This window comes from Vallitalea longa, assembly GCF_027923465.1.
Taxonomy (GTDB): Bacteria; Bacillota; Clostridia; order Lachnospirales; family Vallitaleaceae; genus Vallitalea; species Vallitalea longa.
This window is the reverse complement of sequence record NZ_BRLB01000007.1, coordinates 199,455-214,847: the sequence shown is the minus strand read 5'-3', so window position 1 is coordinate 214,847 and position 15,393 is coordinate 199,455. Positions and strand designations below refer to the sequence as shown.

General features: G+C 30.4%; 10 protein-coding genes and 3 riboswitches. All 10 genes read left to right on the top strand.

What is annotated here, in order from left to right; translation table 11 throughout:
• Positions 1 to 4,751: PKD domain-containing protein (locus QMG30_RS13250; protein ID WP_281816088.1), on the top strand; the 4,751-nt coding region annotated here is incomplete at its 5' end.
• Between the two features lie 11 nt (positions 4,752 to 4,762).
• On the top strand, positions 4,763 to 7,288 hold the full coding sequence (locus QMG30_RS13245) for a hypothetical protein (RefSeq protein ID WP_281816087.1): 2,526 nt from the start codon (positions 4,763 to 4,765) through the stop codon (positions 7,286 to 7,288).
• An 85-nt stretch (positions 7,289 to 7,373) separates the two neighbouring features.
• A riboswitch (cyclic di-GMP riboswitch) is annotated at positions 7,374 to 7,461 on the top strand.
• Positions 7,462 to 7,493: 32 nt separating this feature from the next.
• A riboswitch (cyclic di-GMP riboswitch) is annotated at positions 7,494 to 7,578 on the top strand.
• A gap of 26 nt (positions 7,579 to 7,604) precedes the next feature.
• Positions 7,605 to 7,682: riboswitch (cyclic di-GMP riboswitch) on the top strand.
• 173 nt (positions 7,683 to 7,855) lie between these two features.
• The gene (locus QMG30_RS13240) at positions 7,856 to 8,482 is read left to right on the top strand and encodes a transglutaminase-like domain-containing protein (protein WP_281816085.1); all 627 of its coding nucleotides are present in this window, start codon (positions 7,856 to 7,858) and stop codon (positions 8,480 to 8,482) included.
• Positions 8,483 to 8,878: 396 nt separating this feature from the next.
• Positions 8,879 to 9,472, top strand: a complete 594-nt coding sequence (locus QMG30_RS13235) for a site-2 protease family protein (protein ID WP_281816082.1) — start codon at positions 8,879 to 8,881, stop codon at positions 9,470 to 9,472.
• Between the two features lie 33 nt (positions 9,473 to 9,505).
• Positions 9,506 to 10,255, top strand: a complete 750-nt coding sequence (locus QMG30_RS13230; protein ID WP_281816081.1) for a segregation and condensation protein A — start codon at positions 9,506 to 9,508, stop codon at positions 10,253 to 10,255.
• A gap of 190 nt (positions 10,256 to 10,445) precedes the next feature.
• Complete coding sequence (gene scpB, locus QMG30_RS13225; RefSeq protein WP_281816079.1) at positions 10,446 to 11,021, top strand: SMC-Scp complex subunit ScpB; 576 nt, start codon at positions 10,446 to 10,448, stop codon at positions 11,019 to 11,021.
• Between the two features lie 72 nt (positions 11,022 to 11,093).
• Positions 11,094 to 12,254, top strand: coding sequence for a D-alanyl-D-alanine carboxypeptidase family protein (locus QMG30_RS13220; RefSeq protein WP_281816077.1), 1,161 nt, complete (start codon positions 11,094 to 11,096; stop codon positions 12,252 to 12,254).
• Between the two features lie 46 nt (positions 12,255 to 12,300).
• Complete coding sequence (locus QMG30_RS13215; RefSeq protein ID WP_281816076.1) at positions 12,301 to 13,011, top strand: pseudouridine synthase; 711 nt, start codon at positions 12,301 to 12,303, stop codon at positions 13,009 to 13,011.
• 169 nt (positions 13,012 to 13,180) lie between these two features.
• Positions 13,181 to 13,741 carry a tRNA 5-(aminomethyl)-2-thiouridylate-methyltransferase MnmM gene (gene mnmM / locus QMG30_RS13210; protein WP_281816075.1) on the top strand — a complete coding sequence of 187 codons (561 nt, stop codon included), beginning with the start codon at positions 13,181 to 13,183 and terminating at the stop codon, positions 13,739 to 13,741.
• 106 nt (positions 13,742 to 13,847) lie between these two features.
• Positions 13,848 to 15,380 carry an acyl-CoA carboxylase subunit beta gene (locus QMG30_RS13205; protein WP_281816074.1) on the top strand — a complete coding sequence of 511 codons (1,533 nt, stop codon included), beginning with the start codon at positions 13,848 to 13,850 and terminating at the stop codon, positions 15,378 to 15,380.
• Positions 15,381 to 15,393 lie beyond the last annotated feature (13 nt).

Sequence of the window (15,393 nt, the reverse complement as noted above, 5' to 3'; positions counted from 1 at the left end):
ATTTACCTAATGATGTAGAGGATGGAGATTCCGATTTAGATGATAGTATCATTAAATCATATAGTTGTACCGTTGAAGTGGAGTACTATAGGCAGTGTCATGGAACAGCTACAAAAACAAACGAAGCTCAATTAACCAAGAAAGCCCCAATCCCCCAAGGTTATCCCATAGCAATCTTATCAGTTCCCGAAGAAGTCCTTGTAGGTGAAGAAATAATAGCAGATGGTTCAGCTTCCATAGCTCCAGAAAGATCATACATAGCCAACTACAAATGGCAAGTAGAAGCCAAAGACCTACCAAATGAAGAAGGCAAGAAAATCATAAAACTCAAATATGACGAACCCCAAACTGTAACCATAACATTGACCATAGTAGATAATAACGGAAAAACCGATAAGTCAATAAAAGACGTAATCGTTAAAAAGAAAGAAACGGTTAAGCCACCCTCAAACTGGTGTCCAGACGTATCCCTTACTGGTCCTACGTTAGTTATGCAGGGAGACTCTTTCACACTAAACATAAGTGCAGAAGATAAAGAAGATGGTATGTTAAAACCAACACTAAGTAAACCATCATGTCTAGTATTAGACAGCTCAGTACAAAACGGAAGAAATAGAGCCAAATTCACTAAAGAAGGTACATATACAGTTACAGCAAAAGCTACAGACAGTGGTGGTAAAAGTGATACTGATAGTATTGAGATAGAAGTATGTCCACCTAAACCCTTTGCAGTAATAACCGAAAAGGGAGATTACAAAATAGGACAAACAGTAGTACTGGACAGTTCAAAATCACAGCCAGTAAGTAGAACATATCCTATTGATTGGAAACTCACTAAATGGAAAATAAAGCCCCTTGGAGATCTGACTAGCAGTGATATTTTCTATAAGAAACTTAATGACAGAGAAACAGCATTTACCTCTAAAAAAACAGGGGAAGTAGAAATATCTCTTACAGTTACTAACACATTAGGCTATTCCAATACAAGAACAATAGAACGAACTATCATAGGAGATACACCTCCAAAAGCCGACTTCACTCTTGTAGAAAAAGTATACAGAGACAAAGACAATGATAGGAAAGCTATAGTGAAAGCATTTGATAAATCAACTAGTCCAGATGGAGATACAATTACTAAAAGAGCATGGTTTTATGCATTTGACAGTAACAATGACGGTGTTTTCTCCAATGAAACCTGGTACTACAATAACGGTACATCCTGGATAGATACCAAAACAACCTATGACAACATATTTTCTTTTGCTGATACTATAGAAACAGGTAACTTGACAGATGTTGCTGTAGAGACAAAAAAAGTAGGTAAATATAAATTTGTACTGAAAGTATACGAAGAACATGATAACAGACTTTTAGAATTTATTGATATGTCATATATTCTAACAGATGATACAGAAGATAAGCCAGCCAAAGAATGTATATCGGAAGTTGACAATATAGCACCTGTAACGTCAGTTAAAGTAGATATCTCCAAAGATGAAGTCTATGACATAGTAGTTGCAACAGATTATAAAGATACTGATTTGATGAATCTTAAAACACAAATTAATCTGTTAAAATCAACAGCATTTGCTAACAATAAAGACTTTAATGTACATATGATTACAGACCAGAAAAAAATAGGAGAACAAAAAGAAACCAAAGATTACAATAGCTATGCAAGAATAATTGATTTAAAGTACTATTTTGAAAAAGGTTTCTATCAATATGCCAATAAGGATGATGATAGAGATAAAGAGATAGATTATCATCATGACTTACAAGAAGAGAAAATAATCTATGAAACAACTCAAGGCTATACAAAACCAACTATAGAATTCCAAAAAGGTGATAAAGTAAACTGGACTACAAAGACATTTTCTAAAAAAAGCGAGAATCAACATAATTCATATGAGCTTGAAGGAACAGAATTTCAATTTTATAATCCAGATAATAAAGCAGGTACACTTGTAACACATAGAGAATATACAGACGGATGGCAACAAATGCTAGACGGTGATTATGAATTTATCGCATGTTGGCTATATCACAATATAGTCATAGACGATATAACAGTTAAAGTAGGTGATACTTGGGAATATACCAATTCTACTCCTCACTACTTCTACCATGACATAAATAGTATTGATTTTTCAGATGTTAAAAATATTAGATATGATAAAGACAGTAAGAAGATATTTTTATGCTTTATAAAAGGAACAGATTTCGATTATAAAGATTCTGATAAATACGATTATGAAGCAGCAGGCATAGATAATGACCTAATAAATTATCTTAAAGATAACAGGTTCGAAACTTATGTCATAGCCCCTAATGATAATATAATGGATTTTAAATTTGATGCTAAAAATTATGATTCAGATATCGATACTCAGGAATACACTTTAAGAGACTTAGCACATTGCTCCAATGTTCGTGGCAGGTCAATGATAGGAAATGAAACTTCACAGAACTGGAAGGACCATCTATTACATATAACCGAAAAAAATGCTCTTGTGCCAACAGGAACCAAAATTGATGATAATACCATAACACTTACTTTTGATGAAAATTTTGATGAAGGTGATGAACTGAAATTATCCCTTATACAACAACAATATAAATTAGCTGACCAAGCAGGCAATCAATTAGATGGGGCAAAAATAGATTATGATATCAAAGTAGAAAATGACATGAAGCAATTATCAAGCCTTTACTTCTCTTATCCTCCATACCAAGAGATAGTTAATGATAAAGTTCAAGTGAAAAAAATATTACCTGGGATCGCAATTTATGAAGATGATAAAGGAGTAACTAAATTTATTATTACGGATGAAGAAGATAATAGAATATCAGATAATATAAGAGAACTGGAAGGTACAAGTATTAAAGATGTATTAATCCTACCTCATAGTATAGTAGTGCTAAAAGCTAATGGAAGTGTAGAATCCAGTGGATATATTTGTAAAGATGGTCATTATGAATACAAACTTGATTCAAAATGGTCAAATATGAAAAAAATTATTTATAGGAGAAATGTACTGTATGGATTAAAGAAGAGTGGTGATGTTATTAGGACAGGAGTGTATGACTCATATGGTATCGGAAATATTTACTATGATAATGAATATTATAAGTCAAATATAGTAGACATGTATACTAATAGAAGCTATATACATTTTATTAAAGAAGGTGATGATATGGAAGATATAGATGAAATCATTACCAATGGTCAAAGTGAACTTATATATTTAAAAAAAGGTGATAAATATTATGTGTCAGGTAAATTAATGGATTTGGATTATCCTGTTAAACAAATAATACCTGTAGACTATTATGAAGTTCTAGTCATTAAACCAGACAATTCTTTTTATGTGATTGAAATAGATAGTAGAGAATTACAAAGAGAAAATAGATATGAAGATGAACGGGTAAGTGATATTTATAACGTTGGCAAAATTAAAAGTATTGCCATGATTCGTGAGAATAATGTATGGATACAAGGTACAGAAGATGATTTTTACCTTAGAAATAGTTATACAGACAGAACAGAATCAAGATATATAAAAATTGATGATATCGATCACATAATAAATAGTACTACTAATGATGATATAATCATTGTTATGAAAAATGGGAAAAGACATTCTTTTCTTAATAGAGACACCTATTCCAATAATTATGAAAAGACAATGAAAGAATTAGAAATTCCATCCGATGCCAAAAATTACTTTATCAATAATTTAGGAAAAGGATATATGCTACAAGATAACAATTATTACTCCAGTATTACAGATTATGAAAATAAACATTATGATTACCGTGAAGATGATTATGTATACGATACCAAAAAAAAGAATGGTAAATTTGATAAAATAATATCAGATTATAATTTTGCTATATATCTAAAAGACGGCAAAGCAGATGTAGAAGGTGGTTCACGTGTACAAGAGAATTTTGGTAGTATAGCATCATATGATGATATAAAAGATATAATAAAAATAAGGGTATACGATTATTACAGAATATTATTTATAATAAGAGAGAACTATATCTCGTATAAACGTGAGCATAAAGATGATGACTTTCCTGAAGGTCTAAAAAATTACAATGACTTTAGAAAGAAAGATATTGTCAAATATCTTGTAAACGTTGAAAAAGGTACTGATATATCAGAAGATGCCGAAGATAATATACACCTATATGGACTATCAAAAGACGGTAACCTATATAGAACAGATAAATCTCCAGGTTTAAAACTAATTGCATCAAAGGTTCAAGATATATTTAGACTAGAGGATGAAATAATTTATCTCTTTGAAGATGGTACTCTTAGTAAATATGGAGATGGCAAAAAATACGAAAAATATGAGGGTATGTTTATTACCCCACAATTCATTACTCTAAAATTAAAAGGAACAGACACAAAAGTATCAATAAGTAAAATAGGTGCACAAACAGATTATATAGGTAAACTAAGAGAAAAGGTAGACTATACAATGCCTTTAGGAAAGACACAAATACATTTAGGCGAACATGTCAATGGTGGTAAGAAGTTTATGTACAAGATATTCTCCAAAGACGAGAATTCAATAGAAGAGATATTATACAATCAACCTATTGACAGGACTTGGAAAGAAGTAAAAAACTTAGACCTTATACAAGCAGAAAAAGATTATTATATTGGTGTTGTAGAAGTTGATATCTATGATAGAGTTATTCGTTATAGTACCATGAAAGCCAAATCAGAATAGAAGGTGGACCAATGAAAAAAACAAAGATTATCTCATATTTATTAACATGGTTATGTATATTAGGGTATTTTTGTTCTAATTCAGTAACTTTGATGGCTGCTAGCTCTATTAAACCTACAATATACACACAGCAAAACAATTGTACAATAGGAAATAATGAAAAATTAAGAGTTCATGTTAATACAAGATGTTCAGTATATCTATATAGCGTAAAATATCCTGATGTGGAATCATCCTCAGACCTTAGTAGAAAGGGTAAATACATAAAAAGATGTACCTCTGGAGGTTTTTATGATATTACTTTAAAGGATGTACCTGATGGTTGCTATAGGTTATATGCAAAAACTTCATCATATGGCTATAACAACAATAATATATCATTACCTTCCAAAACCATAGTCCAAGTAGACAACACCAAACCAGAAGTAGTAGACATAAATGTAAATGACAATGAAGTGAAACTCTACTATAACGATACAATAAGTCCAAAAACCAAAGGCAATAACTTCTACTTGCAAAAAGTATTCAATGCTTCATCATCCGTATGCGTTATATCCGATGAAGATATGGTTGATTACGAACTGATATTTGATGATTACGAATCAGACAGTAAATACACCGATAGATTTGTATTCAGTAGTTTCGACAACTCAATGTTTACCAATACTAATGGAACTCCCAATATAATAGGGAAAAAAGTTACCGGTAAAAAAACTTTCCATGAAGTAGGAAAATACAAACTAGAATACCAGGCACAAGATAATCCAGTAACCAACAATAATAAAAACTTTGATGAATACAGAAAATGGAGTAATAAAAACAATGTTAATCTATTAGTACATAGAAGACCTATAGCCAACCTTACAGTTAACTATGCCCCTAGTAAAGATAAATCACGTCTATTGATAGACAACATGAACGGTAGTGGTTATGACCTAGATCACATGGATATGTCCAATAAAGGAATAACAGGGGAACGTTACGAGTGGAAAAAAGTTGGTGAAAAAGACTATCGCATGGGTAGAATACCAACGGATCTACCTGGTACAGACTCCAACGGTATCAAAATAGAATATATCATAAGATACAGAGTAAAAGACATAGAAGGGGCTTGGAGCCTACCTGTAACATTCACTATGTCAGTAGAACCTAAACTCATACTTAACGCTAAGCTAAAAACCTATAAAACAGACTTCTCACTAGACTCTATACCTGCTAGTGAATCACTAGTACTATTTGACACAACAACTAGCTATAACAAAAGAAACCTTCTGGATATGAGTATGTATTATTATGGTAGCTGCAAGACTGATAAAATAAAAAAAGACAGTACTTATTCTGCTACAAAAGATGGAATGACTTACACTTGGAGAGATACCAAATATAAGATTCCAGAAACACTAAAAGACGGAAGATACAAATTTATTGTTAATGCAACAGATTATAATAATTCAGCTGTAAAGGATACTAAAGAGTTTAATGTCAGAGTAAAAACACCTGTAGACTTAATCCCAACCATAGAAAGGCAGATTACCTATGACAAAGAAACCCTTATAGAAGCTACAACCAGTAAATATGTTAACAATGTAAGAGTTGCTTTATTCAATGGTACTGGTTATGCTTGCACTAAAGACTTAAAATTATCAAGAACATATGGAGGTAAGAAGTACTGGAAACTCAAGTATACAGAAACCAGAAAAAACATAAGTAACAATGAGTATACTGCGAAATTCACAGCAACAACCCCTAATCATAACAGTGAAACCCGGTACAAAACATTCACCTATATTAAAAATACTCCTCCAACAGTTAAAATACTATCAATTAAACCAACTTACATTTATGAAGGAGATAATGTTTCTCTGAAAATATTGATGAATGACATTGATAAGGATACACTTGAATTACATGTCAAACTTACTAGAATAATACCAATCAAAAGAACCATAGAATCAGATACTTATACTGTCAATTATTATAATTACAATCAAAAACCATTTATAACTGACTACAATAATCTAGAAATAGGTGAATACGAAGTGCTAATAACCGTTGATGACAAGAACGGAGGTACCGCCAAGACTTCATGTATATTAAAAGTTAATGACTTAACTATAAGTGGTAAGGTAAATCATACAATCAAGTGGAATGAAAACAGGATAAAATACAATCAATCCATTAGTGGTACAGATGATTCTCCAAGGAATATCGATACTTTCTGGTCAGGTGAAAGATTTATGTTAGCCGCAGATACAACACTAATTAATAGTAAGAGTTCTGTAAAAGCACAATCTGTATTCGTTGAGATTCTAGCACAATCCACACCTATTAATATATATTTAAACAATGATAGTAGCTCAAAATGGTCAGGAGAATTATGGAATAATGATATGATACATAAATGGGGTAGAAATAAACCAGAAGAGCTAATCTTCCGATTTACTGTAAAATACAGTAATGGACATAGAGAGCAGGATGATATGACCATTACAATTGATGATATAGATGAATACTGGAGATATCATAGAAAATTTTAAAAATAGTAATATTTACCATTATTAATTAATATGGTATAATATATTTGAGAGGGTAATCAATAGTCGGGCAGTATTGACCGAATTATTCTGTAAATCGTAAAGCATACGAAAGTATGTGACACAAAGCTATAGGGTCTAAGGCTTAATTTAAGCTATGACAGCCAGTTACCAGAGGAAGACTTTGATTACCTAGTAATCAGATCTTTTCTCGAAGTGGCAAATTCAGTGAAAGCTGAAGACGCAAAACTATAGGGCCTAAGTCAGAGATGATATGGTAGCCAGTTACCGAAAGAGAAGTTTCATTACTTTTCTTTCCCACGAATAATGGCAAACCTACCGTGAGGTAGGGACGCAAAACTATAGGGTCTTCGTAAGAAGATAGCCAGGTGCCGAAGGGAGAGTTACAAACTGAAAAAAATAGTATTATCTTTTATAGTTGCTTTTATCTTTGTAGCATTAACTGGAGTAACAGTATGTGCAAAAAGTGAAATTATAAAGGCCAATACTGATAACGGCACAGTAAGCATCAATTATGATGCTACTAATTATTCTGACTTAAAAGTTGTCGTGAAAAAAGGTTCGGATAGATATACCTATAACCTTAATTCATCAAATGAAGAGCTACCATTACAGATGGGCAACGGTGAGTATACTGTAGGAATATATAAAAAATCAGATGGAAATAAATATAAATTATTAACATCTAGTAAAGTACATATTGATTCAAATAAGAATGCAGTATTCTTGGCAAGTGTTCAGAATGTACATTGGACAAGCAATTCAAAGGCAGCTATTCTAGCTAAAGAACTTACTAAAAACACCAAGACTGATAGAGAGAAAGTAGAGATTATCTACGATTATATTATTGATAATGTCTCATATGATTATGAAAAAGCAAATAATGTTAGTAGTAAATATTTACCTTCAACTAGCTTAACATTATCTAGTGAAAAAGGAATATGCTACGATTATGCTTCTCTATTTGCGGTTATGTTAAGAAGCATAAACATTCCAACAAAGCTTATTCATGGAGATAGTAATTTTACTTCTGCCTATCATGCTTGGAATGAAGTTCTTGTAGAAAATGAATGGATAGTTGTAGACACTACCGTGGATGCATCATTAAAATCAGAAGGTTTGAAAGTATCTTTTGAGAAACAATCTTCAGATTATAATGTTAAAATGGTATTTTAATAATGAATAATATTTGATCCCTCTCATATTAAGTATATAAAATTTATTCAATAATTAAGTTTGTGCTTTATTGAATTCCAATAAATAAAAACAATATAATCTATTTACAATTTCAAATATGTTGAAGTTATCTTTAATAAACTTCTAAGATAGAAAACATTAGCTTGATTGAAATTCCCAATCTGAATCAATATTCTTTAAAAATACATCAATAAATAAATACATCCAAAGTACTTTTAGGTTATAGCTAGAGCAATTAAGTTTTACTTGTTAAAAAATTATAGGTAAATATAAGTAGAAATTCTTTACATAGAAAAAAGAAATTTCAAGTATTGCTTGAAATTATAACCAATTATTAGTACAATATCTTATAGAATGAAAAACGAGGTGTAATACATGGAAGTAATAGAATTTCTAATAGACATAGTTATAAGTTTTGTTTGTGCAGTCATAGTTGTGTGTGTTCATGAATATCCTAGGATTATTTGCTATAAATATTTGGTTCACCCATTATACAAAAAAGAAACAAAGGTTTCATTTAATCCTATAAAATATATGGATCCTTTTGGGATAATATCATTTGTTTTTCTAGGAGTAGGATGGCAGAAACCTTTTAGTTTTAATACTGGAAGACTAAGAGATAAAAAGAAAGGTCTTATATCAATAACATTAATTGGGTTATTATGTAATTTATTAATGATGACAATAATGATACCCATTTATTTTGCAGTAAGAGGGCAAAATGGTTATTTAGATGGTTTTATAAGTTCTTTAATGGTCTATAATTTAGCAATCGTTATTGTTAATGTATTACCTGTACCGCCTTTTGATATGGTGAAGATAATTCAGGCATTAAATCCACAAACATACTTTAAATTTGTTCAATACGAGAAAGTGATTCAAGCATTATTTATATTAGTACTTGCAGCTGGAGTTTTAAGCAGTATTACAGAAACAGTTATAAATAGTATACTTAATGCAATTATTTAGTATGATTACAATAATTAAGAGAGGATTTTTTGATTGAGTATTCCTGTTAAATTAGAAGTATTTGAAGGGCCTTTAGATCTATTATTACATCTTATAGATAAACATAAATTAAATATCTATGATATACCGATAGTAATTGTTACAGATCAGTTTCTTGATTATATAAAAAAGCTTGAAGAAAAAAATATGGAAATCATGAGTGAATTTATTGAAATGGCGGCAACTTTGATTAATATAAAATCAAAAATGTTATTACCAGTAGAAAAAAAAGAAGACGAAGTAGAAACGGATCCTAGAGAAGAATTAGTGAATAAATTGATTGAATATAAGAAATTCAAATATATTAGAGATAAATTGAAAGTTAGACAGATGGATGCAAAAAAGGTGATATTCAAAGAACCCACTATTCCAGCTGAAATAATTAATTATGAAGAGAAAATAGAAGCTAGTCAAATACTATCTAATATAGATTTGTCAATGATTTATAACATATTTCAGTCTGTAATGAAAAAACAACATAACAAAATAGACCCTATAAGAAGTGATTTTGGTGAAATTGTTAAAGAAGAGTATACCGTAAACGACAAGATAGAATATATAATAGATTTATCGAAACAATATCAAACGATAAGTTTTAGAGATGTTCTTGAGAGCCAAGTTTCTCGAATAGAGATAATTGTAACTTTTCTTGCAGTTTTGGAATTAATAAAAATGGGCAGAATATCTATTATGCAGAAAGAAATATTTGATGATATTATAATTAAATACAAAGAATCATGTTAGTTTGAAAATTTCTATATTCCTGAATACCTAAATAAATAGATTTTAGGGTTTGGGATATATTTATGTAACTATATTTGACATACAAAGTGGGGCTGTTAAATTAAATGATAGTACCTAAAATAGACTTCCCATATTAAAGTAATTTTAATTGGAATGTTGACTTAAGAAAGTTTAGATAGAGGGGAAGAGAATGCAGTTGAGCAAAATAGAGGCAATTATTGAATCCATATTATTTACTATGGGAGAAGCTGTAGAACTTGATAAAATTGCTGAAGTCATTGAACAAGACAAAAGAACAACTAAAAAAATAATGAATAACCTTATAGATAAATATGATAGTCCAGATAGAGGAATTACAATCATCAAGATTGATAATGCATATCAGATGTGTAGTAAAACACAATATTATGACTATATCAGAAAGATCAATAACAAAGCAAAGAATTATGTATTGACAGATGTACTTCTTGAAACATTATCCATAATTGCATATAAACAACCTATTACTAAAGCTGAAGTGGAGAAAATAAGAGGTGTAAGTTCAGCTCATTGTATAAATAAACTTATAGAATATAATTTGGTATGTGAAAAAGGTAGAATGGATGCACCTGGTAGACCTATAATTTTTGGAACTACGCAAGATTTTTTAAGAAATTTTGGTTTTCAGTCAATAAATGAGCTACCTTTGATAGAAGAAGAAAAACTTTCATCAATACAAACAGAAGTACAAGAAGAAGTAAAAAAAGAATTAGAATCAGATAATTAGCAATAATTAGGAATAAAATAATCATTTTTCTTATAAATTATTATAAGGAATTTTATTAGAGAGATGATTATGATGAAGAAGATAACTAGCATAGTAGCATACATATTTATAGTTATTATAATATTCTCCAGTAATATGGTTTCAGCTAAAGAATCTAATAAAGAACCTGAAAAGTTATATGCTTATTCAGCTCTATTAATGGATAAAAAAACTGGAAGGGTATTATGGGAGAAAAAAGGTTTTGAAGAGAGAGCTATGGCAAGTACAACTAAGATTATGACTTGCATAATGGCTCTTGAGTCATGTGAACTTGATGAAATAGTAGAAGTGAGTGAAAAGGCTTCAAAAGCTCCAAAAGTAAAATTGTACATAAGGCCAGGGGAACAATACTATCTAGGAGATTTATTACATGCCCTAATGCTAGTATCGTCCAATGATGTGGCAATAGCAGTAGCTGAACATGTAGCCGGTTCTACAGAAAAATTTTGTAAATTAATGACTGCTAAAGCCAAAGAAATAGGGGCAATAAATACTTGTTATATAACACCAAATGGTCTTGATGCTGAAGGGCATCATACCACAGCATATGACTTGGCGCTAGTAACAAGATATGCACTTAATAATGAGATGTTTAATAAAATTATCAATACACCTTCAAAAAGTTTTTGTGAAATCAAAGAAGGCAGAAATTTTAACATAAATAATAAAAATTCTTTTTTGAACATGTATGATGGAGCTAATGGTGTAAAAACAGGTTTTACTTCCAAAGCAGGTTATTGTTTTGTGGGCTCTGCTAAACAAGAGGATCTAGAACTGATATCAGTAGTTTTAGCTTCTGGATGGCCTAATAACAAAACTTACAAATGGAGTGATACTAAAAAAATCATGAATTATGGATTTGACAATTTTGAAACTAGAACAGTATTGACTAGTAATAAACACGTTTGTCAGATTGGTGTTGATAAAGGAATTATTAAGGATATAGATGTATTGACATCAGATAATGTAGAAATAACATTGTCAGATGATGAAACAGTTGATATATTATATAATGTTGAACCTAATCTAATAGCACCTATAGAAATTGGGCAAAATGTAGGAGAGGCAGCAATATATGTAGATGGTAAATTTTATTATAGTGTACCATTAATATCTAATACAGAAGTTGAAAAGATTACATATAAATATATATTTAATAAAGTACTAGATAAATTTTTGCTATTCTCAAATTGAACATGGTATAGTTAATAAGTTGTTTTGTATGGAAGGGATAATTTAAATGGAAGTAAGATTACAAAAGTATTTAGCCGATGCAGGTATAGCTTCTAGAAGGAAATGTGAAAATCTAATTCTAGAAGGAAAAGTTTCGGTAAATGGTAGACAAGTAAAAGAATTGGGAATTAAGGTTAATGCAGATAAAGATACAGTAAAATATAATGGAAAAATTGTTAAAAATAAAAAAAGTTTTATTTATATTATGTTAAATAAACCAACAGGTTATATAACCAGTGTTTCAGATGAAAAAGCAAGAAAAACGGTAATGGATCTTGTTGATATCAAAACTAGAATTTATCCTATTGGAAGACTAGATTATAATACAAGCGGGTTATTGTTACTTACTAATGATGGAGATTTGACTTATAGATTAACTCATCCTAAACATGAAGTGGATAAAAAATATATCGCAGTCGTAAAAGGTGTACCTTCTGAAGATAACCTTAATAAATTAAGGAAAGGTACTGATATTGGAGAATATAAAATATCAACATCTAAAATTCGTATATTAGAGAAAATTAAAGACAAAACCAAATTACAAGTTATAATTCATGAAGGTAAGAATAGACAAGTACGAAAAATGTTTGAATATATTGGATGCCCTGTTTTAAAACTAAAAAGGGTAGCAGTAGGAAAACTACAAATCGAAGACTTACCACAGGGCAGATACAGACATCTAAATAATGATGAAATTAATTATTTAAAAAATCTATAAGATATTTTATTCCCCCAAAGAAATAAGAAAAAAATCTTATTATGATCTTTGGGGTTTAACATGTGTATCAATAAATATTTTAATTATGCAAAGCTTTTTAATTATCTTACCTGCATAGAATATTGAAGTGGGAAAGTTGAGTAAATTAGTAAAAGAGAGGTGATTAATTATGTTTGAGACAAGAATAACAGATACAGTACAAGGAATAGTAAAAGATTATATTGATAAAGGCGATACAGTTATAGATGCAACAATTGGTAACGGTAATGATACTGCATTTTTAGCTGAAAATGTGGGTGACAATGGTAAGGTAATTGGATTTGATGTTCAACAGCTTGCAATAAGAACGACTAAAGAAAAATTAAATGAAAGAAATTTATTAAATAGGGTAACACTAATAGAAGACTCACATGAAAATGTCAAGAATTATGTTGATAGTCCAATTAAAGTTGCTATGTTTAATTTAGGATATCTTCCAAAAGGAGATAAAAAGATAATTACAAAACCTGAGTCTACTATAAAAGCAATAAATGATATTCTTGAATTATTAAAAAGTAATGGTGTAGTATCTATTATCTCATACTATGGGCATGAAGGTGGATTATTGGAAAAAAATAAAGTATGTGAATATCTGGGAGCGCTAAGTAATAAGAAATTTGATGTAATATCAATTGCTTATGAAAATAGAAAAATGAATGCACCTATCATCTATTTAATAAGGAAAAAATAATCTCATATTTCCTATTTATACTTGATATTTGCTACGATTTAATGTAAAATGATACTTGGTGAAGATTGCATTGTTTTACATAAACATAAAAATGGAGGGTTAATTCATGAGTATTCAAAACATGATCAATGAACTCACTAGCCGTCGAAGCGTTATTGAACAAGGTAATGAAGAAGCAGTAAAGAAATTACATGCTGATTCTAAATTGACTGCTAGAGAAAGAATTGAAGAATTACTTGACACTAATAGCTTTGTTGAAATTGGTGCGTTTGTTCAGCATCGTGCAACTGATTTTAATTTAAGTGTTAAGGATACTCCAGCTGATGGCGTTGTAACTGGTTATGGTACTATTGATGGAAAATTAGTATACGTATACAGCCAAGACGTAACAGTTCTTGGCGGAGCATTAGGTGAAATGCACGCTAAGAAAATATGTGCTGTTTATGATATGGCCATGAAAATGGGCGCTCCAATCATTGCATTACTTGATTCTACAGGTGTTAGACTACAAGAATCTACAGATGCGCTTAATGGTTTTGGACAAATTTTCTTAAAACAGACGCTAGCATCAGGAGTAATACCACAAATTACAGCTATTCTTGGTACATGTGGAGGAGGAGCAACTATTATTCCTTCTTTATCAGATTTTACCTTTATGACTAAGAAAGCTACGAATTTATTTGTAAACAGTCCAAATTCTTTGGATAGTAAATCAGAAACTCTAGAAACTATAGCAAGTGCTGATTTCCACTCTAAAGAAACAGGAATTGTTGATTTTGTATGTCAAGATGAGACAAGTTTATTATCAGAAGTAAGAAATTTTGTTAATTTATTACCTTCAAATAATTTTGAGGAATCTCCAATTTTTGATACAAATGATGATCTTAATAGAGCATCAAGTGAATTAAATGATATTGTTACTGAAGATATTTCAGCAGGAATAGATATGAAAGTAGTTATATCACAAGTTGCAGATAATAATTTATTTGTTGAGACAAAAGCAAATCATGCTGAGTCATTAATTACAGGCTTAATTAGATTGAATGGACAAACTGTTGGTGTAGTAGCTAATCAGAGTGTCGATAATGATGCTTTACTAACATCTATAGCTTGTAATAAAGGGGCTAAGTTTGTAAACTTTTGTGATTCTTTTAACATACCTGTTTTAACATTTACTGATGTTGCTGGTTATAGTGCAACAGTAGCAGAAGAGAAATCAGGTATTTCAAAAGCGGTATCCAAATTATTGTGTGCTTTTGCTGGTGCAACAGTACCAAAAGTAAATGTAGTTGTTGGCAGAGGTTTCGGAACAGCATATGTTGCTATGAATAGTAAACATATTGGAGCAGATTTCGTATATGCTTGGCCTAATAGTAAGGTAGCTATGATGAATTCTGATTCTGCTGTTAAAATTATGTATGCTGATGAACTAGATAATTCCAAAATTTCTACTAAAGAAATTAATAACAAGACTGCTGAGTATGAAGAACTACAAGCTAGTCCATATGCTGCAGCAAGTAGAGGTTATATTGATGATATTATTGAACCAGCTGCTACTAGAAAACGTGTGATTGTTGCGTTAGAAATGTTATATAGTAAGAGAGAATCAAGACCTGAAAAAAAACATGTAACTGTTTAAATGAGGTGAATTT

Coding starts and splice junctions, on each gene's coding strand:
- QMG30_RS13245 (WP_281816087.1), top strand. CDS start 4,763: ATGAAAAAAACAAAGATTATCTCATATTTATTAACATGGTTATGTATA.
- QMG30_RS13235 (WP_281816082.1), top strand. CDS start 8,879: ATGGAAGTAATAGAATTTCTAATAGACATAGTTATAAGTTTTGTTTGT.
- scpB (WP_281816079.1), top strand. CDS start 10,446: ATGCAGTTGAGCAAAATAGAGGCAATTATTGAATCCATATTATTTACT.
- QMG30_RS13220 (WP_281816077.1), top strand. CDS start 11,094: ATGAAGAAGATAACTAGCATAGTAGCATACATATTTATAGTTATTATA.
- QMG30_RS13215 (WP_281816076.1), top strand. CDS start 12,301: ATGGAAGTAAGATTACAAAAGTATTTAGCCGATGCAGGTATAGCTTCT.
- mnmM (WP_281816075.1), top strand. CDS start 13,181: ATGTTTGAGACAAGAATAACAGATACAGTACAAGGAATAGTAAAAGAT.
- QMG30_RS13205 (WP_281816074.1), top strand. CDS start 13,848: ATGAGTATTCAAAACATGATCAATGAACTCACTAGCCGTCGAAGCGTT.